The 23,441-nt window shown below is 44.3% G+C and carries 20 protein-coding genes; 10 read left to right on the top strand and 10 right to left on the bottom strand.

From position 1 onward, the window contains the following. Positions 1-85 precede the first annotated feature (85 nt). From MSP8886_RS04020 to astB, 4 genes are all read left to right on the top strand, one after another. Complete coding sequence (locus MSP8886_RS04020; protein ID WP_067012877.1) at positions 86-1,099, top strand: arginine N-succinyltransferase; 1,014 nt, start codon at positions 86-88, stop codon at positions 1,097-1,099. Between the two features lie 99 nt (positions 1,100-1,198). Next, complete coding sequence (gene astA / locus MSP8886_RS04015) at positions 1,199-2,242, top strand: arginine N-succinyltransferase (protein WP_067012875.1); 1,044 nt, start codon at positions 1,199-1,201, stop codon at positions 2,240-2,242. Positions 2,243-2,309: 67 nt separating this feature from the next. Further along, on the top strand, positions 2,310-3,782 hold the full coding sequence (gene astD, locus MSP8886_RS04010; RefSeq protein WP_067012874.1) for a succinylglutamate-semialdehyde dehydrogenase: 1,473 nt from the start codon (positions 2,310-2,312) through the stop codon (positions 3,780-3,782). 94 nt (positions 3,783-3,876) lie between these two features. Continuing rightward, positions 3,877-5,241, top strand: coding sequence for an N-succinylarginine dihydrolase (gene astB, locus MSP8886_RS04005; RefSeq protein WP_067012872.1), 1,365 nt, complete (start codon positions 3,877-3,879; stop codon positions 5,239-5,241). Between the two features lie 85 nt (positions 5,242-5,326). Here the strand turns inward: astB and MSP8886_RS04000 are convergent, their stop codons facing one another. From MSP8886_RS04000 to MSP8886_RS03990, 3 genes are all read right to left on the bottom strand, one after another. Beyond that, positions 5,327-7,516, bottom strand: a complete 2,190-nt coding sequence (locus tag MSP8886_RS04000) for a polysaccharide biosynthesis tyrosine autokinase (RefSeq protein WP_067012870.1) — start codon at positions 7,514-7,516, stop codon at positions 5,327-5,329. A 78-nt stretch (positions 7,517-7,594) separates the two neighbouring features. Then, entirely contained in the window at positions 7,595-8,041 is a 447-nt protein-coding gene (locus MSP8886_RS03995) for an arsenate reductase/protein-tyrosine-phosphatase family protein (protein WP_067012868.1), read from the bottom strand. 34 nt (positions 8,042-8,075) lie between these two features. Further along, positions 8,076-9,176: a polysaccharide export protein gene (locus MSP8886_RS03990; RefSeq protein WP_067012863.1), complete on the bottom strand. Its 1,101-nt coding sequence runs from the start codon at positions 9,174-9,176 to the stop codon at positions 8,076-8,078. Between the two features lie 307 nt (positions 9,177-9,483). On the opposite strand from MSP8886_RS03990, the gene MSP8886_RS03985 reads away from it, so the two are divergent. The 4 genes from MSP8886_RS03985 to MSP8886_RS03970 all read left to right on the top strand — a co-directional run bounded on the left by MSP8886_RS03985 (position 9,484) and on the right by MSP8886_RS03970 (position 13,655). Continuing rightward, positions 9,484-9,819: a hypothetical protein gene (locus tag MSP8886_RS03985; protein ID WP_067012861.1), complete on the top strand. Its 336-nt coding sequence runs from the start codon at positions 9,484-9,486 to the stop codon at positions 9,817-9,819. A 124-nt stretch (positions 9,820-9,943) separates the two neighbouring features. Continuing rightward, positions 9,944-10,639, top strand: coding sequence for a YjbF family lipoprotein (locus tag MSP8886_RS03980; RefSeq protein WP_067012859.1), 696 nt, complete (start codon positions 9,944-9,946; stop codon positions 10,637-10,639). 35 nt (positions 10,640-10,674) lie between these two features. Next, positions 10,675-11,439: a capsule biosynthesis GfcC D2 domain-containing protein gene (locus MSP8886_RS03975; protein WP_067012857.1), complete on the top strand. Its 765-nt coding sequence runs from the start codon at positions 10,675-10,677 to the stop codon at positions 11,437-11,439. Then, positions 11,439-13,655 (top strand): YjbH domain-containing protein, encoded by a 2,217-nt coding sequence (locus MSP8886_RS03970; RefSeq protein WP_067012856.1) that lies wholly within the window; start codon positions 11,439-11,441, stop codon positions 13,653-13,655. Before MSP8886_RS03975 ends, MSP8886_RS03970 begins: the two co-directional genes overlap by 1 nt. A 72-nt stretch (positions 13,656-13,727) precedes the next feature. On the opposite strand, the gene MSP8886_RS03965 is transcribed toward MSP8886_RS03970, so the two are convergent. The 6 genes from MSP8886_RS03965 to cbiB form a co-directional block, all read right to left on the bottom strand. Then, entirely contained in the window at positions 13,728-14,060 is a 333-nt protein-coding gene (locus MSP8886_RS03965; RefSeq protein WP_067012854.1) for a DUF1904 family protein, read from the bottom strand. A gap of 63 nt (positions 14,061-14,123) precedes the next feature. Beyond that, positions 14,124-14,597 carry a DUF2914 domain-containing protein gene (locus MSP8886_RS03960; RefSeq protein ID WP_245659022.1) on the bottom strand — a complete coding sequence of 158 codons (474 nt, stop codon included), beginning with the start codon at positions 14,595-14,597 and terminating at the stop codon, positions 14,124-14,126. A 322-nt stretch (positions 14,598-14,919) separates the two neighbouring features. Then, on the bottom strand, positions 14,920-15,411 hold the full coding sequence (gene gpt, locus MSP8886_RS03955) for a xanthine phosphoribosyltransferase (RefSeq protein WP_067012852.1): 492 nt from the start codon (positions 15,409-15,411) through the stop codon (positions 14,920-14,922). A gap of 26 nt (positions 15,412-15,437) precedes the next feature. Then, a complete protein-coding gene (gene cobU, locus MSP8886_RS03950; protein ID WP_067012851.1) occupies positions 15,438-15,956 on the bottom strand; it encodes a bifunctional adenosylcobinamide kinase/adenosylcobinamide-phosphate guanylyltransferase in 519 nt (172 codons plus the stop codon). Beyond that, positions 15,953-17,062 (bottom strand): aminotransferase class I/II-fold pyridoxal phosphate-dependent enzyme, encoded by a 1,110-nt coding sequence (locus tag MSP8886_RS03945; protein ID WP_067012850.1) that lies wholly within the window; start codon positions 17,060-17,062, stop codon positions 15,953-15,955. The genes cobU and MSP8886_RS03945 overlap by 4 nt, the downstream gene beginning before the upstream one ends. After that, positions 17,047-18,000 (bottom strand): adenosylcobinamide-phosphate synthase CbiB, encoded by a 954-nt coding sequence (cbiB, locus tag MSP8886_RS03940; RefSeq protein ID WP_083200780.1) that lies wholly within the window; start codon positions 17,998-18,000, stop codon positions 17,047-17,049. The genes MSP8886_RS03945 and cbiB overlap by 16 nt, the downstream gene beginning before the upstream one ends. Positions 18,001-18,122: 122 nt before the next feature. Here cbiB and MSP8886_RS03935 point away from each other — a divergent pair, with 122 nt between their 5' ends. Both MSP8886_RS03935 and MSP8886_RS03930 read left to right on the top strand, forming a co-directional pair. Then, entirely contained in the window at positions 18,123-19,601 is a 1,479-nt protein-coding gene (locus MSP8886_RS03935; RefSeq protein ID WP_067012849.1) for a cobyric acid synthase, read from the top strand. A gap of 123 nt (positions 19,602-19,724) precedes the next feature. Further along, positions 19,725-21,041 carry an O-antigen ligase family protein gene (locus MSP8886_RS03930; protein ID WP_067012848.1) on the top strand — a complete coding sequence of 439 codons (1,317 nt, stop codon included), beginning with the start codon at positions 19,725-19,727 and terminating at the stop codon, positions 21,039-21,041. Between the two features lie 108 nt (positions 21,042-21,149). Here MSP8886_RS03930 and MSP8886_RS03925 read toward each other — a convergent pair whose 3' ends face one another. Next, positions 21,150-22,502: an MATE family efflux transporter gene (locus tag MSP8886_RS03925; protein ID WP_245659021.1), complete on the bottom strand. Its 1,353-nt coding sequence runs from the start codon at positions 22,500-22,502 to the stop codon at positions 21,150-21,152. Between the last annotated feature and the right edge of the window lie 939 nt (positions 22,503-23,441).

Here is a 23,441-nt window from a genome sequence, read left to right as displayed (position 1 = left end):
ATAAGGAATAATAACTCTCTCTCGTTTAATCTTTGCTAGACCTTAACATAAAGTAATCTAGTGCTGCTGTATCAGAAGGTGTTGTATGTATCTTGTTCGTCCTGTCGATTTTGGAGACCTTCCCGCCTTAGAACGCATGGCAACAGAAGCCGGCATTGGCATGACAAATTTTCCGGCCAATCGCGAACGCCTCAACGACAAAATCGCCTCATCACGTCGTTCCTTACAAACAGATGTGGTACAGCCGGGGGATGAGTCCTATTTATTTGTACTGATCGACACCACCACGGATGAGATTGTGGGTACCTGTGGTATGGAAGCGATGGTCGGCATCGAGACCCCTTTTTATAGTTATCGTATAGACGAAGTAGTACACGCCTCCCCACAGTTACAAATTCATAATCGTATTTCGGCATTATTTCTTTGTCACGATTACAGTGGCACCAGTCGTTTAATGTCTCTGATTGTTGATAAAGCCCACCAAAACCGTGAAGCACTGTCTCTTTTATCTCGCTCTCGCCTACTCTTTTTAGCCCGGCATCCAGAGCGTTTTACCAAACGACTCTTCGTCGAACTGCGGGGCGAAAGCGACCGCAATGGCTATTCGCCTTTTTGGGATGCCCTTGGGAAACATTTCTTCACCATGGACTTTAAAAAAGCCGACTATCTTTCAGGAGTAAGCAACAAACATTTTATTGCCGATTTAATGCCTCGCTACCCTATTTATGTACCGACCTTGCCTGAAAGTGCACAAGAAGTCATCGGTGTGTTACATGAAGAGTCAGAAAAAAGCACGGATGTTTTGTTAGAAGAAGGCTTTGCCTTCCGAGGATATGTGGATATTTTTGACGCAGGTCCAACACTAGAGGCGCGAACTGAAAACCTAACCACCATTAGTCAACAGCGTATGGGCAAAGCATTGACCCAGCCAAATACACTAAAAGGCGACTTGTATTTAATCAGCGCAGGACATCTAGAAGACTTCCGAGTCACTATTGCAGCCGCTGAGCCGCAAGTAGCAGGGCTTGCTATTGATAAAAAGACACAAGAAAGGCTCAGCATTTCGTCAGGCAGCCGCATTCAATGGGTTGCATTGTAAAAATTAACAGAATGATTGAGAAATGATCCATACAAATTTATTAGACCAAAAGCCTAGCAAGTCACAACTAAGACACACTATTTCAGAGGATTTTCTATTATGATGGTGATACGTCCCATTCATCAAGATGACCTAAAGTCACTCTATCGTTTAGCCGAAAAAACAGGCATAGGATTTACCTCATTAATTGCTGATGAAGAAAGTTTGCAGCGTAAAATTGACAAAGCAACAGGCTCATTCAACAAAGACGTCATTGATAAACCAAATGATGAAGACTACCTCATGGTGCTCGAAGACACGGACACAGGTGACATTGTGGGAACGACGGGGTTATTAGGCGCGGTAGGCTTAGACGAACCTTTCTACAGTTATCACTTAGGCACCATTACACATTCGTCGAGAGAACTGGGAGTGCATAACATTATGCCAACCTTAGTTCTCAATAATGATTTCACCGGATTTAGCGAAATCTGTACCTTATTTTTAGAAGAAGACTATCGACATTCCAAAAATGGTCAGCTGCTGTCTAAGTCTCGATTTATGTTCTTGGCCCAATTTTCGGAACGCTTTACTGACAAAATTTTCGCTGAGATGCGTGGCATTTGCGATGAAAATGGGGTGTCACCTCTGTGGGAAAGCCTTGGCCGTCATTTTTTCTCTATCGATTTTGAGCGGGCTGACGAACTCACCGCTCTTGGCAGCAAGCAATTTATTGCTGAGCTGATGCCAAACAACCCAGTCTATGTGAACTTGCTCACACCAGAAGCCCGTAACGTACTGGGTAAAGTCCATAAAAATACCGTGCCCGCTCGTCATTTACTCGAACAAGAAGGTTTTCGCTACGAAAACTATGTGGATATTTTTGATGGTGGCCCAACATTGGAGGCCCGAGTTCGTGATATTCGTGCCGTACGTGATAGCCGTTTGTATCTTGCAACCATTGGCGAGGTAAAAGAAGCAGGAACGGGCACGTATTACTTGGTTGCCAATGTCAAGTTAGCAGACTACCGCTGCATTTTAATCCAGCGCCCCACACCACCCCATGGCGGTATCGTATTAACCGAAGAGGAAGCAAAGCATTTATTGGTCGAACCAAAAGATCCAGTCCGCGTGGTTGAGTTATCACCACATGGCGGCTATTAGCCACTGCAAAAACAAATTGACCAATAACAATACAATGAGACATTTTTTACATCAAGGAGCCACTCCTATGAAACAAGCACATTACATCAACGGACAATGGACGAAAGGCGAAGGGGCTTTATTACGCTCAATTGACCCCGCCGATGCGAGCCTCGTATGGGAAGCCCATAGCGCAACAACCAACCAGATTAATGATGCCATCAAGGCGGCTCGTCACGTATTCCCTGCTTGGGCAAATCGTCCTATAAGTGAACGTCTAGCCATCATCGATACGTTTGCCAGTCTGGTAAAAACACACAGTGAAGACATCGCGACGTTGATTAGCCGTGAAACGGGCAAACCCATTTGGGAAACCCGAACCGAAGCTGCAGCAATGGTCGGTAAAGTGGCTATCTCTAAGCAAGCTTATGAGGAACGTACTGGCGAGAAAACCACCTCCATGCCAGGAGCGACGGCCCGTTTGCGGCATCGCCCCCATGGTGTGGTCGCAGTATTTGGTCCTTACAACTTTCCAGGGCACCTACCTAATGGTCACATTGTCCCTGCCCTCATTGCCGGTAATACCATCGTTTTCAAGCCGAGCGAACAAGCACCAGCCACATCGGATCTGATTGTTCAGCTCTGGGAAAAAGCCGGCTTACCAGCAGGAGTTCTCAACCTTGTCCAAGGGGAACGTGATACAGGGGTAGCATTAGCCAATCATTCAGGGATCGATGGTTTATTTTTCACAGGTAGCCCACAAGTCGGCCATATTCTTCATAAAGGCTTTGCGGGTCATCCGGGAAAAATATTAGCCCTTGAGATGGGTGGCAATAACTCCCTACTTGTTTCAGACAAAATCAGCGACCAACGTGCTGCGGTGCATGAAATACTCCAATCCGCCTTTATTTCAGCGGGACAACGCTGCACCTGTGCGCGACGACTTTTACTACCAAAAGGTAACACTGGCGATGCCATTCTTGAACAATTGATCACTGCCACCAAAGCCCTACTGATCGACCGTTACGATGCAGAACAGCAACCCTTTATGGGCCCCATTGTCTCGGCACAAGCGGCGGATGATTTGATGCAAGCCTATAACCAGTTAATCAAGCTCGGGGCCGTATCCTTGCTTGACATGACACGAGGAGATAGCCACACAGGGTTTGTCACACCGGGTATTATTGACGCCACCAACATACAAGACACGCTACCGGATCAAGAATACTTTGGTCCGTTACTCACGGTCATCCGTTATGACTCATTAGACGACGCCATGGTTATTGCCAATAACACACAATTTGGCTTGTCTGCTGGCATTTTGTCTGATGATAAAAGCGAATATGAGTGGTTCCTACAACATAGTCGAGCAGGCATCATCAATTGGAATCGCCAAACCACCGGCGCATCCAGTAATGCCCCATTTGGTGGAACAGGTGCCAGTGGCAACCACAGAGCAAGTGCTTACTACGCAGCAGACTATTGCGCGTACCCTGTTGCGAGCATAGAGGCAGATAGTCTAGCGATGCCGGAAAAACTCGCTTTTGGTATCACCCTTTAAAACAAGGGTTCTCTAAATAATAGGTTTTTAAACAATGAATGATGACACCCCGTAATCATTCAACACCGCTAATAACGACTTTTTTGAGGTCATGATGAATAAGGCGACAGAAGCAAATTTTGATGGTTTAGTGGGCCCAACCCACAATTACAGCGGCCTGTCTTTTGGCAATATCGCCTCATTTAACAATTCAGCCAAACCATCCAACCCAAAAGCCGCCGCAAAGCAGGGTTTAATCAAAATGAAAGCCTTGGCGGATATGGGCTTCCTACAGGGCGTCCTCGCTCCCCATGAGCGCCCCCATATCTCCACCTTGCGAAAGCTTGGCTTTACCGGAAGCGATGCGGCTATTTTAGAAAAAGCCGCTAAACAAGTGCCTAAACTACTGGCTGCCGTTAGCTCAGCGTCCTGTATGTGGACCGCCAATGCCGCGACAGTCTCCCCAAGTGGCGACACACAAGATGGAAAAGTACATTTTACGCCAGCTAATTTAGTGAATAAATTCCATCGGTCTATCGAACACGAAACCACCGGGGCGATTTTACAAGCCACCTTTAACAACGAACAACATTTCGTCCATCACCCCGCTCTGCCAAGTGTGGATCATTTTGGCGACGAAGGGGCCGCCAACCACACTCGTTTTTGCCATGACTATGGCGAACAAGGAATAGAGTTTTTTGTTTATGGTATGGAAGCTTTTAACCAGGCGGCACCTAAACCCGCTAAGTTTCCTGCTCGCCATACCTTAGAAGCCTCTCAAGCCATTGCTCGCCTGCACGGTTTGCATAAAAACGGGTTAACCACAAGCCAGGTCGTCTATGCCCAACAAAACCCAGATGTGATAGATGCAGGGGTTTTTCATAACGACGTGATTGCTGTAGGAAATCGTAACGCGCACTTTTATCACCAAGAAGCTTTTCTTGATAGCGCCAAAATGAAACAGGATTTATTAAGCGCGTGGGGAGATCGGGCCTCAAAATTTCATTTGATTGAAGTACCGAGTAGCGCCGTCTCGGTAGAAGACTGCATTCAATCCTATCTATTCAACAGCCAATTACTCAGCCATGACGAAAACGACATGGTATTAGTTGTCCCAGGAGAGTGTGAAAGCAACTCGGCCGTATGGGCTTATCTTAATGAATTAGTAAGTAGTCACCAATCACCAATCAAAGAAGTCAAAGTCTTTGATTTAAAACAAAGCATGAGCAACGGCGGAGGCCCTGCGTGCTTGCGTCTACGAATTGCCTTAACCCAAGCAGAGCAAAACGCAATAAACCCCGCAACCCTAATGACAAGCACATTGTTTGAAACATTAAACAATTGGGTAGACAAACACTATCGAGACGAACTGAATGAAAAAGACCTAGCAGATCCACAACTTCTGATCGAAAGCAGAACCGCGCTGGATGAGTTAACGAAGATACTAGAACTGGGCTCGGTTTATGACTTCCAGCGCTAGTACTAGTAGGTGGCTTTAGCCATTGAAAGCTTGTATGTCGCGACTTTAGCCCGACAATGTCGGCATAAAGTCGCGACATACAATACTAGCTTTTATCACTCTTATACTCGTAATTATAGTAACCGTAACCATTACCCGCTTTCTTCTCTACCGCGTTGAGAATAAAGCCTTTCACATCCACACCAACCTGTTCAAAGCGTCGATAAGATACTTCAATTTCTTTCAAGGTATTTTGGTTAAAACGGCCAACCATTAAGGTGGTGCCGGCAAAAGCTCCTATAATACTGGCATCGGTTACCGCAAGAATCGGCGGCGTATCGATCAGTACAAGGTCATAGTTTGCTGAAGCCCATTCACAAAATGTCCTAAATCGCTGGTGCATTAGTAATTCCGAAGGGTTAGGTGGAACTTGACCTTTCACAACAAGATGCAAATTCTCTATTTCGGTATCACGAATCACGTCATGTTCTTGCTTTTTACCACTTAAAAAGTCCGATAATCCATTTTCACTGGTAAGTCCAAACTGTTTATGCAAATAGCCCTTACGCATATCCGCATCAACAAGCAAGACCTTTTGACCTGTTTTTGCCGCAACAGCGGCAAAGTTAGAAGAAATGAATGACTTACCGATACTCGGTGCAGGCCCTGTAATCATGACAATATTATTTTTCGCTTCCAGCATGGCAAAGTGAAGACTGGTCCGTAAACCTCGTAATGCTTCCACTGATAAATCTGTCGGGTTCGCTTCAGCCAGTAGTATGTCTTTCACATGAAGCCCTTTGCTCGTCAGGCGCTTTCTTTGCTGCTTAAACAAAAGCTTATCAGATAACTTCTCTTGCGCCTCAGACTTAGGAACACTGGCATACACAGGCAAACCTAAGGTCTCAATTTCTTCAGCACTTTGTATCCCTTTATGCAACGCCATGCGAACTAAAACGGTACCAACAGACAACATCAAGCCCAGCATCATTGACACTACAACAATCAAAGATTTTTTAGGTTTTATAGGATTAGGATAAGCTTGAGCCGTATCTAGAATGCGTACATTGCCAACGGTGCCCGCCTTCACCACACTCAACTCTTGGATTTTATTTAATAGACGAATATAGATTTCTTGATTGATCTCTACATCACGTTTCATATTCAAAATCACACGCTGTGTTTGTGGCATCTTCTGAATTTTATCATTTAACTTGGCTTTTTCCTTTAGCAAGGTTTCGCGATTTTGTAGCAAAGATTTATAGGCTGGATAGTCTTTTGTATACAGCTTACTCATCTCATTTTCTTTAAAGGTTAAGTCATTAAGCTTCGATTCAAGCTCCACCATAGAGTGCAGGGTACCTTTCGCTTCTAAGCTTAAATCGATTGAATCATTCTTTTCGCGATAATCGTTTAGTTTATTTTCAGCATTATCAAGTTTTTTTCTGACCGTTGGTAAGTGTTTGCGCAAAAACACTAAACTCTGCTCAGCCTCTTCGGAGTTTCTATCGACATTTTGTAAAAAATAGTTTTGGCTTATATCATTTAAAATATCAGTCAGTTGAGCTTTATTTTCACCTGATATTGATAAGGTCAAGATACCCGTTTTTTGCCCCCGTTCACTAACAGACAACACTCTCGCAAGTGACTCGATCGCAGAAAAGTCAGTGATTTTGGTTAATGTGAAGCGATCCCCCTTATGGGCATCCAACGCATCCACTCGGATTGTATACGGCCCCTGTTTTACCAGCTGACCCACAGCTCCAGATAAAATCACCTTGCCATCGAAAGATAAGGCATAGGTCCGTCCAGCAGGATCAAGTACCGATAATTCAAAAGCCTCCCCAACTTTATCTGATGGCACTTCAAAGCGACTCACCTCTCCTTCAATCTGTTGATGAGAAAGTCGTGCAATGCCTTTACCAACGATAGGAAAATAAATCGGGTGCATTACTATATTTAAATGCAGTTTCTCAACCGTCTTCTTCAAAATGGTTCGAGATTTAATAATGGCAATCTCTGCCTCAGCTTTGTCACCACGATCTAATGATCCCGCTAGTCCACCCAAATCTCCCAGCAAAGAAGACACGCCAGAGTCTTTTTTCTCAACTTGAATCAACGCATCGGCTTTATAAATGGGTGTAGACAATAGAGCGAATGCCACACCACCCGATACAAACAAGCAGGTGATCAAGAGGATAAACCAACGGGCATCCAGTAAAGAACCAAGCAGCTTAGTTAAATCAATCTCATCGTTTTCTTTGTTTGTCGTACCCGAAATAGACTGCAGACTCATTAATGAAGACCTTTTCTTTAATAACGCGCTATCAGAAAAATGAACGTTATGAATGTTTAATAAAAAATACTCAGCAAGTTAAGAGGACAGTTTTCTTGCCCAAGCTTTAGCAGACAAAGACAAAGCCTTAAAGGTCTCCTCAAAAAAAACTTCACTTTTGTGATAGGGGTCAGCAATATCAGACTGATCCAGCCATTGGCTAAATAACATCGCCTTACCCCGCGACTCAGGAGATAACTGAGTCAACCACTCTAAATGCTGTTTTTCCATTACCAAAATTAAATCAGATTCTAGACATAAAGATGGGGTCAGCTGTCTCGCTTTATGTTCGCTGAACAGCAAGTCATGCTTTTTCGCCACACTCAGTGCCATAGAGTCCGCCGAATGGCCTGATAAACCATTTTTTTCAACAGCTAATCCCGCCGAAGAAATGAGTTTGTCTGGCATCAACTGTTTTAATAGTGCCTCGCCAGTGGGCGAACGACAGATATTCCCAACACAAACCACTAATATTTTATCAAACACGCGCTATACCCTTTTATTAAGCATCAAAGATATGTTAAGGCACACTATTATAGCCGTTGATTGTCGGTAATAATAAACTGATAACACGGTTCCATCGAGCAATCGGAGCTGCCGTGACATAAACGATATCATAGGGTTTTAATTCAAACTCAGTCCCAATCACTAGCGCAGCGGCATCTTTAATATTCAACTGATAAATATCAGCAATGCCCTTTGATTTCCCCTTGGTACTACGAATGACAAACACTCCCGTCGCATCAGCAGATAGTTCATTAATGCCACCCACACTACTTAAGGCTTCGGTTAAGCTCATCCCCGCACGATCAATCTTCAACAACTTAGGGTCTTTTACATCTCCCATAACAAAGACTTTTTGCGAATCATTACGTGGCACGTGAACAATATCCCCAGCACGCAACAAGTGATTCTGCATAAGATCACCACGCTGCATTAGCGCGTAAAGAGACACCGCTTCTTCTTTACCATCATGGGTAATGGTCACATGGCGCCAATCTGCATCTTTAGACAAGCCACCGGCATTGTTAATCGCATCTAGTAGGGTTAGGGGGATATTAGTTATAGGTTGCTGACTAGGTTTGTCTATTGCCCCAGTGACGTAAACTTTTTGAGAGCGAAAGGCCGCTACTCTTACGTCGACTTGTGGTTTTTCAATATATTTAGCCAGTCTGTGAGTAATTTCTTGGCGAATTTCTCTGACGGTCTTACCTTGAACGAAAACCTTACCAATAAAAGGGTAAAAAATGGAGCCATCCGAATGAACTGAGTTCCCGGACTCGGCAGAACTACGGTAGGAACCTGCAGGAATCGTTAGCTCAGGATGGTTCCAAACGGTCACATTCAGTACATCCCCTGGCCCGACTTTGTACTCGTATTTAGCGAGCGCTAAACCCAGCATGGGGTTAGCTTCGGCTTTGGGTAACACGGGTTGAAATTTAGCAATGCTTTGTGCCGTTAAAGGGTACACACTGACTAAATCGGACAAGTTATCAGATGTTTTAACGCCGTTTTCATTAACAATATGCTTATCACTGACACTAAGCTGGGAACCAGGGACAGCACAACCCGTTAAGACAATCGGCAGCAAGGCGACTAATAGAATTTTTTTCAGGACCATACTTCAACATTTACTCATTCAATCGTCCACTGAGAAAGACCATATTGCTCATAGCAATTTAGAAATTAGGCCCACTGAAAATAAAGCATACAACGCGCAAATAAAGTACATAACGCGCAGTATTATCCATACTCTTTAAACATTACGCAACGCTCAAATCAAATAGAAGCAAAGCGAAAATAGAAAATTTTACCAAGAACATAACGCTAGATGCTTACAATGTAATCAAATCTCCCCTAAAATGGTTCTTGATATTTTGCTTACTTAAGCAGATATCAACATCGATGTTAGTTAATAAGGAAATCCTATGAAAAAACTTACTTTAGCAATGATCATTGCTCTGAGTGCAACGGGGCAAGTGTTCGCACAAGATGCTGGTGGCTCAGCCACTGGTTCAGTTAGTAGTGGTGGCGCAGGCGGTGCTGCTGGTGGCGCAGGCGGTGCTGTTGGTGGCGCAGGCGGTGCTGTTGGCGGTGGTGTAGCAGGCACAACTGCTGGGGCACTTGGAATTGGAACTGCAGCTACTGTCGGTGGCATTGCCGCTGCGGCGACTCTGGGTGTGGCCATTTCCACAACTACCAACAACAATAACGCAACATCAGGCACATCAGGTACATCAGGCACAGTTGGAACAGTGAACTAAGGGCATAGTGGCAATAGCTTCTACCCCGTTTTAATAGTGTTCCACTGAAACCATAGACCTCGCAGTTTGCGCACCGGACTTAAACAGTGAGGTCTTTTTTATTGACTAGGAAGTTACTCTTTATATGAATCGATATAGGTCAAGCCACCGTAGTATCGCCTACCTATTACCTACGCTATTAGTGTTGCCCCTATTATTAACTGGTTGCGCCCAGGCATTTCGAGACAATATAGCAACCGTGAAAGCCGCTTGGGATGCCAATACTAATGCGCAAATCTCGAGTGAACAGATTCGAAAACTCTCCTATGCAAGCATTTTCCTCAGAGTGAACAATGGCCCTAGGGCATTCGTTGTCGCCGCTTTTGCTGATACGAATAAAAAAAGTCATAATACTCAATTAACATGGCTTTCAACAGACAATGTCATGATCACCACAGAGAAGGGACGTATTGTTAAGACCTTGGGGTTCAAAAAAGACAACTTAGCCAGTCTTAGCATCAACACGCCTAACACCGAAAAATTATCCTACAACACTACCCCAAAAGAATGGAACGCAACCTACGATTGGCAACCCAATTTTCGGTACAACTTTATCGCCCAAGTGACACAAAAAGACCTAGGCTACGAAACACTAACCACCCCGCTATGGCAAGAAAAAACACACCATATTGAAGAAACAGTCACCATCCCAAAACTTAATGTCTCATTTAAAAACGAGTTTTGGGTAAATAAACACAATAAAGTGGTGAAAACTATCCAATATCTTGGCCCTAACATGAACAAGCTAGAGATCACCTTTCTCAAACCTTACCAACATTAAGATTAAGCCTTAAAAACAAAAAAGGGACTTAGCCCGTGGACAAATTGCGAACGACTATAAATACCGTAAAACTTTCTATCCTTGCCTTAGCACTGACCTTATCGTCTTTCGTTTTTGCAGATCAAAGCCAAGAGGAAAGCCCCAAAAGCAACAACCAAGTCACCTTGATGGAGACAGCAACAACATTTCGCTATACTACACCACCACGTTTATCCATGGTATTAGCCGAGGCCCTACACACCCTAACTTACAATCCCTATTACTTAGGGGCAGCATTAGTAGACGAAACTCAGCAGCAAGACTTTATGCGTTTTAAACAAAACGTAATGGATCAACTTGCAATGGCTAAAACCTTTTCGACCGAAAAAATGCGTTCTCAATTAAAGCACACTGCATTTGCCAAGAAGGAAACACTCTCTTTAGACTACGATATTGTCAGAGTCTTCCCCCAAAAAAACCCTTTATTAAAGGGCCAGTTTAGGCTCTACCTCCCAGAAAGCCCCCATGATATTAAGGTGTATGGAGCGATTCAAAGCACCACCCCTATTAACTTAGCACTACAAGACGGCTCATCTTTGCAAGCCTACTTACCTGACATCCCTTTTTATAATGTCGCGATGAATACAACTATTTGGATCATCGAACCGGATCAAACCATTGATCAAATTCAAAACATCCATCAACAAAAGCAACCAACGTATCTCGCCCCCGGGGCCATTATCTACATAGCATCGAATGAAATCCCCGAACAACTTAACCAAAACATTGTGACCCTTTTGCAAAATCGCCTGGAGAAGTAATGTTGTACCCACGATTTATCCTCATCTCTCTCATCGCTTGTTCCAGCCTTGTTCATGCCAGTAACGAGGAACAACCACTACTATCTCCCCCCTTCGTGCTTCCACCGTTTAAACCAACCCAGATGGATTTTGGGGGCGTGGGGTTGATGCAAATGCCCACCGGACGAATGGCAAAGGATGGTGAGTTTAATGCAGGCTATTCACATAATGACAACTACAACTTCTACACTTTGTCAATACAGTTAATGCCTTGGCTAGAAAGCACCATTCGTTACACCCAAGTATCCGATGCACTTTACAGTAATGACCCACAATTTAGCGGTAATACAAAGTACACAGATAAAGGCATCGACCTTAAGTTAAGACTGCTAAAAGAAAGCCAATATCTACCCGAAACCTCTTTGGGGTTTCGCGATATAGGCGGTACAGGCTTGTTTGATGGCGAATTTATTGCCGCTACTAAACGCTTATCAACCAATCGCTTCGGGCAATTCGACTTTACCCTTGGCCTAGGTTGGGGATATTTGGGAAGAAGAAATAATATCAAAAACCCTTTTTGCACCCTATCCAATCGACTCTGCCAACGCAGCAATCAATATAGCGGAAATGGCGGAGAAATCGACTACAAGCGTTTTTTCCATGGCGATACAGCTCTGTTTGGCGGTATAGAGTACCAAACCCCTTATGAGCCTCTTCGGTTAAAACTCGAATACGATAGCAATAACTACCGTCAAGATTACGCAGAAACGCACGGCAATGCCAATCTGACACCAAGCACTCCTTGGAATATCGGTGCGGTTTACGCAGTAAACGACTTTACCAATCTCAAGTTAAGCTATGAACGCGGCAATACCTTGACGCTAGGAATTAATCTACACGCAAATTTTAATGACCAGCCATCAATATGGAAAGCCACTCCAGTCCCTGCTCTCACTAATAATCATCCAATTAAGCTTACTGATGTCAATTGGAAAAAACTAGACGACGACTTATCCAAAATTGCTGGTTATCAGAATAGCGAATTTTATCATCATGGTGACACGGTCACCGTTGTAGCCCATCAAACACAATATCGAGACCGCAATCTGGCCCATGAGCGGGCGGCAGCCGTACTCGCCAATGCTTTGCCAACGAAAATTAAACAATACGATGTCATCGAGCAAGATCAGCGCATCCCTCTAACTAACACGCAAATCAATGCAGATAAGTATAAAAAAGTTGCCAATGTTAGTTATATCAATGCCAATATAAAAGACGCCACCCAACCAACAAAAATCAACAAGGCTACACTGAATACCAAGCCCATATACGATGGGCAATCCACTTTTCAATATGGCTTTGGGCCTCATTTGGAGCAATCTTTTGGTAGCCCAGAGACCTTTTATTTATACAGTTTAGATTTAGATGGCTACGCTTCTTACTGGTTTAATCCCCATCTACAGCTGTCTAGCTCACTCAGTTTCCATGTGCTAAACAATTACGATAAATTTAACTTTTTAAAGCTCAACGATGGGACGAACAATTACCGAGTCCGAAGTTTAGTTCGTGCTTATATGGATAAAGACACTTCTATCAGTAACCTTCAGCTCACTTGGTTTGAAAAATACCACTCCAACTGGTACCAACAAGTTTACGCAGGCTATCTTGAAACCATGTTTGCTGGGGTAGGTAGCGAAGTATTATACCGTCAACCAAATGCCAACTGGGCGATTGGCGCTGACTTGAACCTTGTCTCTCAGCGCGACCCTAACACCACATTCGGTATTTACAATAATATCCATGGTTATGGACAGAACACAAAAGTATTGGTAAAAAAACCAACTGGGCACCTTTCCGTGTATTATGAACCTCGCTGGAAAGCCATGGACAACCTACTTTTTCGTGTTGATGTAGGCCAGTTCTTAGCGCAGGATTTTGGTACGAGGGTGGATATCTCCAGACAATTTAAAACAGGTATTATTGTAGGAGCTTTCGCCGCTAAAACAACCATGTCAGCAAAAGACTATGGCGAAGGAAGTTTTACCAAAGGATTCTATATATCCATTCCGTTTGACTTAATGTCTATTCACCCAACAACAGAAAGAGGAACCTTGCCATGGCAACCGCTGACTCGTGATGGTGGCCAGATGCTAGCCAAACGCTACAGTCTATTTAATATTACTGACCCTGTCTCTCCTTGGTTCGGGCGACCAAGCAGTATAGGCAAGAGCGAATAATATAGGGAAGGACTAAGAGAAACAGGAGTACGGTGAGCACATGAAACATTTCTACTCATCCCAAAAGGATAATCAGAAGTGCTCACCGTTCTCGTAATAATCGTTACCATTTAAATCATGAAATAGCACGGCAATATCTTGACCACTGTCAACTAATGAACGTACTAGATCTTCAATAAACAGAGCCACTTTCGCTTTAACCTGATCTCCACGATCAAACCATAGGATTTCAAAAAAGGGATAAGAAGGGGAAGCACCACCTGCCACTAAGTAAGTCACCGCTTGATACTCTAAGGTAAAATGGGAGTTAGGCGTATCGGTTATTTCTGACAAGCTTTCAATCAATATATCAGCAATTGATTCCAACTCATCAAGCGGCAGCCCTCTGACACGAATATGTGGCATCTTCTTCTATTCTCCTTATTCATTCACGCACTATGTGATGATGAGGCTAACACTCTATCTGTACTATTTCCCTGCACTATTATTCTCAGTATTATCAGCTTGCTTGTCTGTATCGTCATCTACATACTGAAAAGATCGAGAGGTGAGCACTTTGCCATCCTTAACAACCTGAACCGTCCATGTGCCTTCAAAGCCAGGTAGTAAACGTTTACTCGACCAAACTCGCCAACGGTCGCCTCCAATGTCAAATGGAATATCCGCCATCACCTGTCCATCAAGCAACCAGCGATGGCTAACCGTACTACCATCCATACCGCGTAAATCTGTAAAAAAATACACTTTTTGAATGCCGCTATAGTCAACCTTTACCGTATTGCCAATATTATCAATTGGCTCACGATCAATCACATCGCTCGCGAAAACAGCCCGAGCTACCTCACCTGCAGTCGATGCTGGTGCAGGTTCAGTCGATGCAGAAGCCGTCATGGAGAAGACAAAAAGACTTGTTAATAAAACATTATTTAAAACGCGTAACATAATGCGTCCTTATCGATCAAAGCGAAAACAACTGCGCTTCTAGACACATCGTTTTCAGGGAAATAGCAACAGAATTAGATTAGATAATGAGCCGATTAAAAGCAGTGAGACTTCCGTCGTTTTTTGTAACCTCGCTCACTTCTTATCCAATAAATCTAACCAAATAACGCAATAATAAACAAAACTTTTTATAATATTTACAATTCCAAAGAATCAAAACCCCTACTCACCAGAACTCAAACGCTTACTCGCAATAATACAGGTGAAGACATTTACTCCCAATCGACTAGATAAATAAACACATTGAAGCGTGAAAATTTTATTAACTTTGGCGATCAGCCAAGGGAGTTGAAAAGGTATATTCCATATCCCAAGGAAAGCGAATCCAAGTATCTTGGCTCACTTCTGTGATAAAAGTATCCACTAGGGGTTTACCGGCAGGCTTGGCGTAAATGGTTGCAAAATGCGCCTTAGGCAACATCTCGCGGACCTTTGCCGCTGTTCGCCCCGTATCCACCAAGTCATCGACTAAAATGTAACCTTCTCCATCGCCTTCCACGCCTTTAAGTACTTGAAGCTCACCTTGTTCCATTGCCGCCCCTCCCTTTTCGGATTGGTAACTAATAATGCAAATAGTATCAATCAAACGGATGTCCATTTCACGACATAAAATGGCGGCAGGCACCAGCCCACCTCGAGTAATCGCAATAATGCCTTTCCATGGCCCTTGTTCTAACAAACGCCATGACAAGGCTCGTGCATTACGGTGAAGCTCTTCCCAAGAAACAGGGAAATCTTTTGAATACGGGATCATGGCCGATTAAGCTCCTAATAATTAAGTTAGAGCGAGGATTTTAGCGGCATTGCTAACCCTGCTGCAACTAAAGTTACCCGGTCGGTTAGTTTTGCAAGTTTTTGGTTGAGAACGCCTGCTTCATCAGCAAAACGACGTGCCATTACGTTTATTGGCATAATCCCCAAACCGACTTCACTAGAAACAATCACAAGCTCTCCTTGAAAAGCAGCCACTGCGCGAAGAAAAGCCGTCGTCTCTTGCTCAAAGCGCTCTTCGTCTTCAAGACACAATAAGTTTGTTAGCCACAGTGTTATACATTCCACAATCACCGACTGACCAGACTTGTTCAACGAGGCCAATGAGCTTGCCAAGGCAATCGGCTCTTCAATCAACTGCCAGTCACTGGGTCGGTTCTGTTGATGAGCTAATACGCGAGCGGCCATTTCCTCATCCTTAATCTGCGATGTGGCAATATAACAAACCGGATCGCCAGATTGTGCGACTTGCTGTTGGGCAAAGGCACTTTTCCCGCTACGAACACCTCCTAGGACTAAGTGCTTCATGCGAGCTCTCTCCCCCCAGCTTTTTTTAATAGCCCTACCAAAGCATGATTTAACGGGGCCATCTCATGCATAGCGGGCAAGGCTACACGAATCCAACCGTCACCTAATCGCGTATGAACCCCTACCTGATGAAGCATACTAAAAGCAAACTCAGCGGCCTCTTTGCTCTCTAGCCTCCAAGTAAAAAATAGCGGCGTAATCACACACTCTTGGGAGTCAAATACCGTATGAAACTTTGGCATGATTCGATCAATAAACACTTTCTGTCGATCCGCTAAAGACAATAGCGCTTTCTCTTGCCATGAAACATCCTTTAAAGCCTGCTCCACCAGCCATAAACTGGGCGTCGCCACGGGCCAAGGGCCCAATAAATTTCGCAATGTACTTTGCCAAGAGGTTGCACAAAACACAAAACCGACTCTCGCACCCGCCAATCCAAAAAATTTGCCAACAGATCGCAAAACAAATAATGACTCGCTCTTCACCAGCCTTTCTAATTCATTCAGCACACTCAAATGCGGCATTGGATCAATAAAGGCCTCATCTATCACAAGGTGCCCCTCAAGCAGCTCAGCTCGAACAACAAGCGCTTTTATCAAAACAGCCTCTGCCATAGCCCCTGTCGGATTATTGGGCTGTATAACCACCGCGACAGACCACTCCATCTCAAGTAGCTCGTTAACTGCATCATAAAATACCAACTCATACCCCCACTTTTGCCAAGCGAAAGCATGCTCTTGATAACCAATACGAGGCACACAGGCCCGTTTTTTCGCATGTTGATAAGACAAAAATAAAGGTAAAGACTCAATAATATGCTGAGAACCAGCCCCAATGGCGATTGGCCTGATACCATAAAAATGAGCTGCTTGATTGAGTAAAGCGGTTTGATCTGGTAGCTCCTGCCATAAAATAGGATCAACTTCAGGTACTGGCCGTGGCTCGCGATTACAGGCGGAAGATAAATCCAACCAGTCAAGAGCGTCATTTCCTACCTTTCGCTGCCAATGCTGCAAGTCTCCACCGTGGTGTGGGGGGACTTGATCCAATTGCGCTTGACCTAATTGCTCTTGACTCAACTGCACGGGCTTCACATCATCAAACATACAACCAACACCCACAAATACACCCCTTTATCAACCAAGCGAATGGCTTTATTCAAATCCGTCGCAACTGGGTCTCGCCCCTCTCCCAACTCTGACCGCGACTCAAGCTTACCAAAATAAGGAGCCGCCCCACCCAGTTTAATCCCTAACGCCCCGGCACCAGCCGCCATCACTGGGCCCGCATTAGGACTTTTCCAAGAGCTAGACTGTTCTTGGTAACAGCGCCATGCGGAACCAAACTGCCCACAAAGACCGTAAGTCAATACAACCAATCGTGCAGGGATATAATTCATCACATCGTCGAAGCGTGCAGCAAACCAGCCAAAATGCAAAAGAGTATCGGTTTTATACCCCCACATAGCATCCAAGGTATTGGCCAGACGATAGAGTAACGCACCTGGCACACCCAGCACCAAGAACCAAAAAATAGGCGCAAAAACCGCGTCGCTACCATTCTCCAAGACGGACTCAATACTTGCCTTAGCCACTTGCGTCTCGTCTAACTGATTGGTATCACGGCTGACTATGCGACTCACTCCATGGCGAGCTTGAAGCAAATCTCCTCTGATTAGAGGTTCTACGATCGCCAGAGCATGCTCACGTAAACTCTGCCAACCGATGGAGAAATACAACACTATAATGGACAATAAGGCGGTCAACCAATCGGGTAAAATAAACATCAAGATCACAAGTCCGAACAGCAAAGGAAATATCGCACAACACCAAGCTACCGCGCCTGCCTGACGTTGACGAGTAGTGGTGTCCGTTAAAGACAACTGTAACCCTCTGCGGCAAATATCGACCCAGCGCCCAAAGACAACCAAGGGATGCCATTTTTTGGGCTCTCCCACTAAGCGATCAAGCAACAACGCCGCCACCAGCATGCCCGATGTGGATGCCAATAAATCAAACACAGAGAATAAAAAGGAAGTCATCATGTATCATTCTATGTTAAAAAATTTCATATTAAACAAGTGCGTCCTGGAAAAAGGTAAGAGTAAAAACAACGCTAATCCAGTAGAATTCTAGCATCTTATTGATTTTAAGCGTGATCATTTCCATGGCAAATTTCCATTTAATGGTACAAGGCACCACTTCCGACGCAGGTAAAAGCACCCTTGTCACGGCATTATGCCGCTTGTTGGCCCGACGAGGCCTATCTGTTGCCCCCTTCAAACCGCAAAATATGGCATTAAACAGTGCAGTGACCCGAGAAGGCCACGAAATTGGTCGTGCCCAAGCCGTTCAGGCTTATGCGGCTGGCATTGAACCTCATGTGGATATGAACCCAATCTTACTCAAACCCAATACAGATACGGGTGCTCAGGTAATCATTCACGGTAAAGCCATTGGTAATATGAATGCGGTGGGCTATCACCAATACAAGCATATCGCCAAACAAGCCGCCTTAGACTCCTACTACCGCCTCGCCGAACAGTACGACGCCATCATCATTGAAGGGGCTGGCAGCCCTGCAGAAATCAACCTTCGCGATCGCGACATAGCCAATATGGGGTTTGCCGAAGCCATCGACTGTCCTGTGATCATCATTGCGGATATTGATAAAGGTGGGGTATTTGCTCATCTTGTGGGTACCCTAGATCTATTAAGCCAAAGTGAGCAGGATAGAGTCATCGGTTTTGTGATTAATCGCTTTCGAGGAGACCTTAGCTTACTGCAACCCGGTCTGGACTGGCTGGAACAACGAACAGGCAAACCCGTACTGGGTGTATTGCCTTACCTAAAAGGTTTTTATTTGGAATCGGAAGACGCAGTGGCTCATAGCCCAATAAAAGAACATCACGCCACCAAGCTAAACGTTGTGATCCCCATTATGCCACGCACCAGCAACCATACGGATTGGGATGCATTAAAACTTCATCCAGAAGTACAAGTCACATTGGTCAAAGAAAACAGCTCCATCCCTCCCGCCGACTTGGTGATTCTTCCTGGTAGCAAAAGTGTTCAAAGCGACCTCGCCTTTTTACGACAACAAGGCTGGCAAGGGTATTTACAAAAACACCTGCGCTATGATGGCAAGCTCATGGGAATTTGTGGAGGGTTTCAAATGCTGGGAGAGACAATATACGATCATCATGGCCTAGAAAATGATCAAAAAGGCACCAAATCCGCTGGATTGGGCTATATTCCCATGACAACCACACTCGAAAAAGAAAAACAGCTAACACAACAAATAGGAAAATTAATCGCTCTAGATGAAAAAACGACCGTTACAGGGTACGAAATCCATTGTGGCATTTCGCAATTTCATCACCCTATAACCTCACTGATCGAGCTAGAAAATGGACAGTTCGACGGCTTTATATCCCCCGACAAAGCCATCATTGGTACCTATCTGCATGGCATTTTCGATCACCCAGAAGCACTCAATAGGCTATTGATGTGGGCTGGGTTAAATCCAACGAATACCTTTCACTATGATCATTATCGTAATACGCAAATAAATCGGTTAGCAAACAACACAGAATCTCAACTGGATTTAAACGCCCTGATTGAAAGATGCAAGCACTTCAGATAATGAAAACTGCCTATACAAGATATAATCACTGAAGAATAATGCAAGGGAGAATGTTTTGCGCTATGATCCGTGCTTTTTGAAAGCACAGTAACGCTGACACTTACAGATGGAATAAAGCAATAAATGATTCGACTTGACCATACACAGCAAGGAAGCCGCCTTGCCATCATCGGTTTTACCTTTACATGTCTATATGCCCTAACCAAAATTCACTCCCCAGACACATTATCAAATGCCGTTGGTTTACCTATGGTGTTACTTGGCTTTTTTGCTATTTATCGATACGGCAAAGATCTAAGTGTCAAAATCCCCATATTACTTTTGTTCGCCTCGGTCGTTATTCCTTTAATAAGTTGGTACTTTGCTCATCTTGCCCACCCTAAGTGGGTAGACCCTTATCCTAGGTTAGACAGGCTCTCTCGTATTTTTCTTTTTCTTCCCATTGCTTGGTGGCTCAAAGACTCACCAAAGCGAGTGTTTTTATTGTGGAGCTTGGCCAGCTTGGCAGTACTCGCCTCGCCGTGGATCGGCGGCGGCGGCTGGAACGAAATCATCAGAGGTTGGCACGGGGCAAGAATCGACTTTCATCTTAGAAATGCAGGACACACCAGCTTATTCTTTGGTTTCATTTTAATTGGATTAATTTGCTTCGTCTCTAGGTTATATCATTGGACAAAATACTCTTTAATTCTGTGGACGCCTTGCGTGTTATTTTGCCTTTTTACCATGATCGCCGCACAAACAAGGGCTGCTTGGCTCGCCCTTATTGCCAGCATTGCTGCCTCACTATGCTACTTTTTCCTATCCCGAAAAAACAGAAGCAAAGTCAATAAAAAAAAGGTAGTAATGCTGTCTGCAATAATATTTCTTGTGGCAGCCGTCACCTATAAAACAATGGGAGGCGTCGTCGAGCATAGATCTACCACTGAATCGTCCGTAATCGAACAGGTACTGTCAGGAAACCTAAAAGACATTCCTTACACAAGTGTAGGTATTCGCATCCATTTATGGGAAGCCGCTTTAACCAAAATTAAAGAACGACCATTACTGGGCTGGAGCAATAGAGGCCAATCAATCGCTATCGATAAGAATAACTGGATGCCAGAGTATATCAAACTGGATTTTGGACACCTCCATAACTCTTATTTATCCATTCTGACTGACTATGGTTTTATTGGCCTCGTGTTTTACTTTCTCTGGTTTGGCTGGATACTAAAAAGTGTTCTCAAAGCAGTATCAAAAGGCTTTTTAAATCGGGATATTGGCTATTTTACATTGACGAGTCTAGCCTTTTGGAGCATTGCAAATTTATTCGAATCCTACCTCTTCTTCTGGACTGGCGTCTTTTGCTTGCAAGTGATTTTCGGTGGCCTACTTGCACTGATATGGCATGCACAAATACTAGAAAACAAAGACAACGAAGCCAAACAACCCTCGTAAACTTAACACCCGTACACCATCAACACAAAAGAGTGCTGCTTAAAAAATTAAAAAGCAACACTCTTTGGTTTTCATAGTTTTTCTAACAACCAGCCAAAGAATTATTGCTTAAGCCACCTCCCTTGGAGAAGCAATACGCTTACCTTGGTAACGCTTTAATACAACACGGAAACGCCAGATCAAAATTACTGCTAAAAGACTTAGCCCAGCAGCTAGTCCAAGATAGAAACCGCGCACGGTTAATACCTTTGCCCAAGGGCTATAATGGGACAGCCAATACCCTAACGGCATGCTCAAGCCAAATAAGGACACACCAAAAGCAATCATTGAAGAGCGCGTATCACGAAAACCTCTTAACGCCCCAGTAAACACCGTCTGCAGCATATCTGGTAATTGGTAGCAGGAAGAAATCAGCAAAATACTGGACGCTAATACCACAACATCCTGATTGTTCGTATATAGATACGGGATAACAGTGTGGAATGTTTGGGTCAATACAAAACAGAGACCCACATAACCTACCCCCAGCGTCACAATCACTCTCATACGACGATTTACTCCAGCAACGCCTTCTTTCGACATCGCTTTGGCCACAACAATCGCGGTGACGGCGCTCATGGCCATCATAGGGGTAAATAAGAAAGAAGTATAAGACATAACAACTTGACCCGCGCCAAGCGCCACCTCGCCAAAAGAAGCAATCAGCCAAGTCATTGAGGAAAACAGACCCACTTCAAATGCAAACGCCAACCCAGCGGGCACCCCAACCCCCAGCAAGATAGAAAACTGACGGGTATAACGCCAAACCAAACGAGTAAATAAAGGACGTTTATTCAAAAAAAGGTCGTAAACCACAAAGCTTAGGACGGATAAATACAAGGACAAGCAAGAAGCAATAGCTGCCCCTCTAGCCCCCATGGCTGGAAAACCTAAATGACCAAAAATAAGTACATAGTTAAAAAACACATTCAGAATCAAACCAATACTAGCAATCAGCAGTGGCAAGACAGGACGCCCAGCCGCTTCAAATAAATTTTTATAAGATGTCATCAAGGCTAGCATGGGCAAGGCGGGAGCAAAAAGACGTAGATAGGCCATTGATACCTCACGAGTTTCCCCAGGAGGAGCCATCATTCCCGCTAAATGAGGCAAAAAAAATACGGTAATCAAACTCGCAATAACCCCTAAACAGACCGACAGGCCAACAGCTTGTGACATATACAAGTTCACTAACTTAGGTTGACGACCATGCAGATGTCTCGTCACCAAGGGGGTAATACCAAAAGTCACGCCAATCAAAAAGCAACCAACAGGTAGCCATAGGCTTGAGGCAAGCCCAACAGCAGCAAGGTGCGATGCACTATAATGCCCAAGCATCACCGTATCCACCACACTAATGGAAAGCTCTAATGTCATGGTGAGCACCATGGGAAATAATAAATGCAAAATTTCTTTTAACACGGGAAAACGCTTAACCACAGATCACCGCCGATTATCATTAAGGCGCTTATAAGAACACCCTACAGGCCTATTTTGACTTAGCCAAAAACAAAGGCGCTAATCTAACATTAAGCCACAAGTATTGCATCGTTGCGGATCGAAGTTTATCCCTGTAGGTCGGAATTCATCCCGACAAACCATCCAATACACCTGTTAGATTAAAATCTAACCTACAAAAAAAAAGCTCCCTTTTACGCCACGATTCATTCCGACAAACCATCCAATACACCCGCTAGACTAAAGCCTAACCTACAAAAACAACACCCCTTTTACGCCGCGATTCATCCCGACAAACCATCTAATACACCTGGTAGACTAAAGTCTTACCTACAAAAAAACAGCTCCCTTTTACGCCGCGATTCATCCCGACAAACCATCCAATACACCTGTTAGAGTAAAGTCTAACCTACAAAAAAACGTCCCCATTGTACGCCGCGATTCATCCCAACAAATCATCCAATACACCGGTTAGACTAAAGTCCAACCTACAAAAAACGCCCCCCCCTTGTAGGTCGGGATTCATCCCGACAAACCATCTAAAAACACCCGCTAGACTAAAGCCTAACCTACAAAAAACGACTGCCTTGTAGGTCGGGATTCATCCCGACAAACCATCCAATACACCTGTTAGACTAAAATCTAACCTACAAAAAACGACCGCCCTTGTAGGTCGGGATTCATCCCGACAAACCGTCTAAAAACACCCGCTAGACTAAAGCCTAACCTACAAAAACGACCGCCTTGTAGGTCGGGATTCATCCCGACAAACCACCTAATACACCTGTTAGACTAAAGTCCAACCTACAAAAAACGCCTGCCCTTGTAGGTCGGAATTCATTCCGACAAAAGAATAGGTTCAGATTCATCCAACAAAGACCAGCAATAACCGTTTCTCCTTGC

Origin of the sequence: Marinomonas spartinae (assembly GCF_900089775.1) — a bacterium.
Classification (GTDB): domain Bacteria; phylum Pseudomonadota; class Gammaproteobacteria; order Pseudomonadales; family Marinomonadaceae; genus Marinomonas; species Marinomonas spartinae.
This window is presented reverse-complemented; position numbering and strand designations above follow the sequence as displayed.

Excerpts from the sequence above, each read along its gene's own strand:
- astD (WP_067012874.1), top strand. The coding sequence starts at position 2,310 with ATGAAACAAGCACATTACATCAACGGACAATGGACGAAAGGCGAAGGG.
- MSP8886_RS03985 (WP_067012861.1), top strand. The coding sequence starts at position 9,484 with ATGAAAAAACTTACTTTAGCAATGATCATTGCTCTGAGTGCAACGGGG.
- astA (WP_067012875.1), top strand. The coding sequence starts at position 1,199 with ATGATGGTGATACGTCCCATTCATCAAGATGACCTAAAGTCACTCTAT.
- MSP8886_RS03935 (WP_067012849.1), top strand. The coding sequence starts at position 18,123 with ATGGCAAATTTCCATTTAATGGTACAAGGCACCACTTCCGACGCAGGT.
- MSP8886_RS03990 (WP_067012863.1), bottom strand. The coding sequence starts at position 9,176 with ATGGTCCTGAAAAAAATTCTATTAGTCGCCTTGCTGCCGATTGTCTTA.
- MSP8886_RS04020 (WP_067012877.1), top strand. The coding sequence starts at position 86 with ATGTATCTTGTTCGTCCTGTCGATTTTGGAGACCTTCCCGCCTTAGAA.
- MSP8886_RS03980 (WP_067012859.1), top strand. The coding sequence starts at position 9,944 with ATGAATCGATATAGGTCAAGCCACCGTAGTATCGCCTACCTATTACCT.
- MSP8886_RS04000 (WP_067012870.1), bottom strand. The coding sequence starts at position 7,516 with ATGAGTCTGCAGTCTATTTCGGGTACGACAAACAAAGAAAACGATGAG.
- astB (WP_067012872.1), top strand. The coding sequence starts at position 3,877 with ATGAATAAGGCGACAGAAGCAAATTTTGATGGTTTAGTGGGCCCAACC.
- MSP8886_RS03960 (WP_245659022.1), bottom strand. The coding sequence starts at position 14,597 with ATGTTACGCGTTTTAAATAATGTTTTATTAACAAGTCTTTTTGTCTTC.
- MSP8886_RS03945 (WP_067012850.1), bottom strand. The coding sequence starts at position 17,062 with ATGTTTGATGATGTGAAGCCCGTGCAGTTGAGTCAAGAGCAATTAGGT.
- cobU (WP_067012851.1), bottom strand. The coding sequence starts at position 15,956 with ATGAAGCACTTAGTCCTAGGAGGTGTTCGTAGCGGGAAAAGTGCCTTT.
- MSP8886_RS03965 (WP_067012854.1), bottom strand. The coding sequence starts at position 14,060 with ATGCCACATATTCGTGTCAGAGGGCTGCCGCTTGATGAGTTGGAATCA.
- gpt (WP_067012852.1), bottom strand. The coding sequence starts at position 15,411 with ATGATCCCGTATTCAAAAGATTTCCCTGTTTCTTGGGAAGAGCTTCAC.
- MSP8886_RS03970 (WP_067012856.1), top strand. The coding sequence starts at position 11,439 with ATGTTGTACCCACGATTTATCCTCATCTCTCTCATCGCTTGTTCCAGC.
- cbiB (WP_083200780.1), bottom strand. The coding sequence starts at position 18,000 with ATGATGACTTCCTTTTTATTCTCTGTGTTTGATTTATTGGCATCCACA.
- MSP8886_RS03930 (WP_067012848.1), top strand. The coding sequence starts at position 19,725 with ATGATTCGACTTGACCATACACAGCAAGGAAGCCGCCTTGCCATCATC.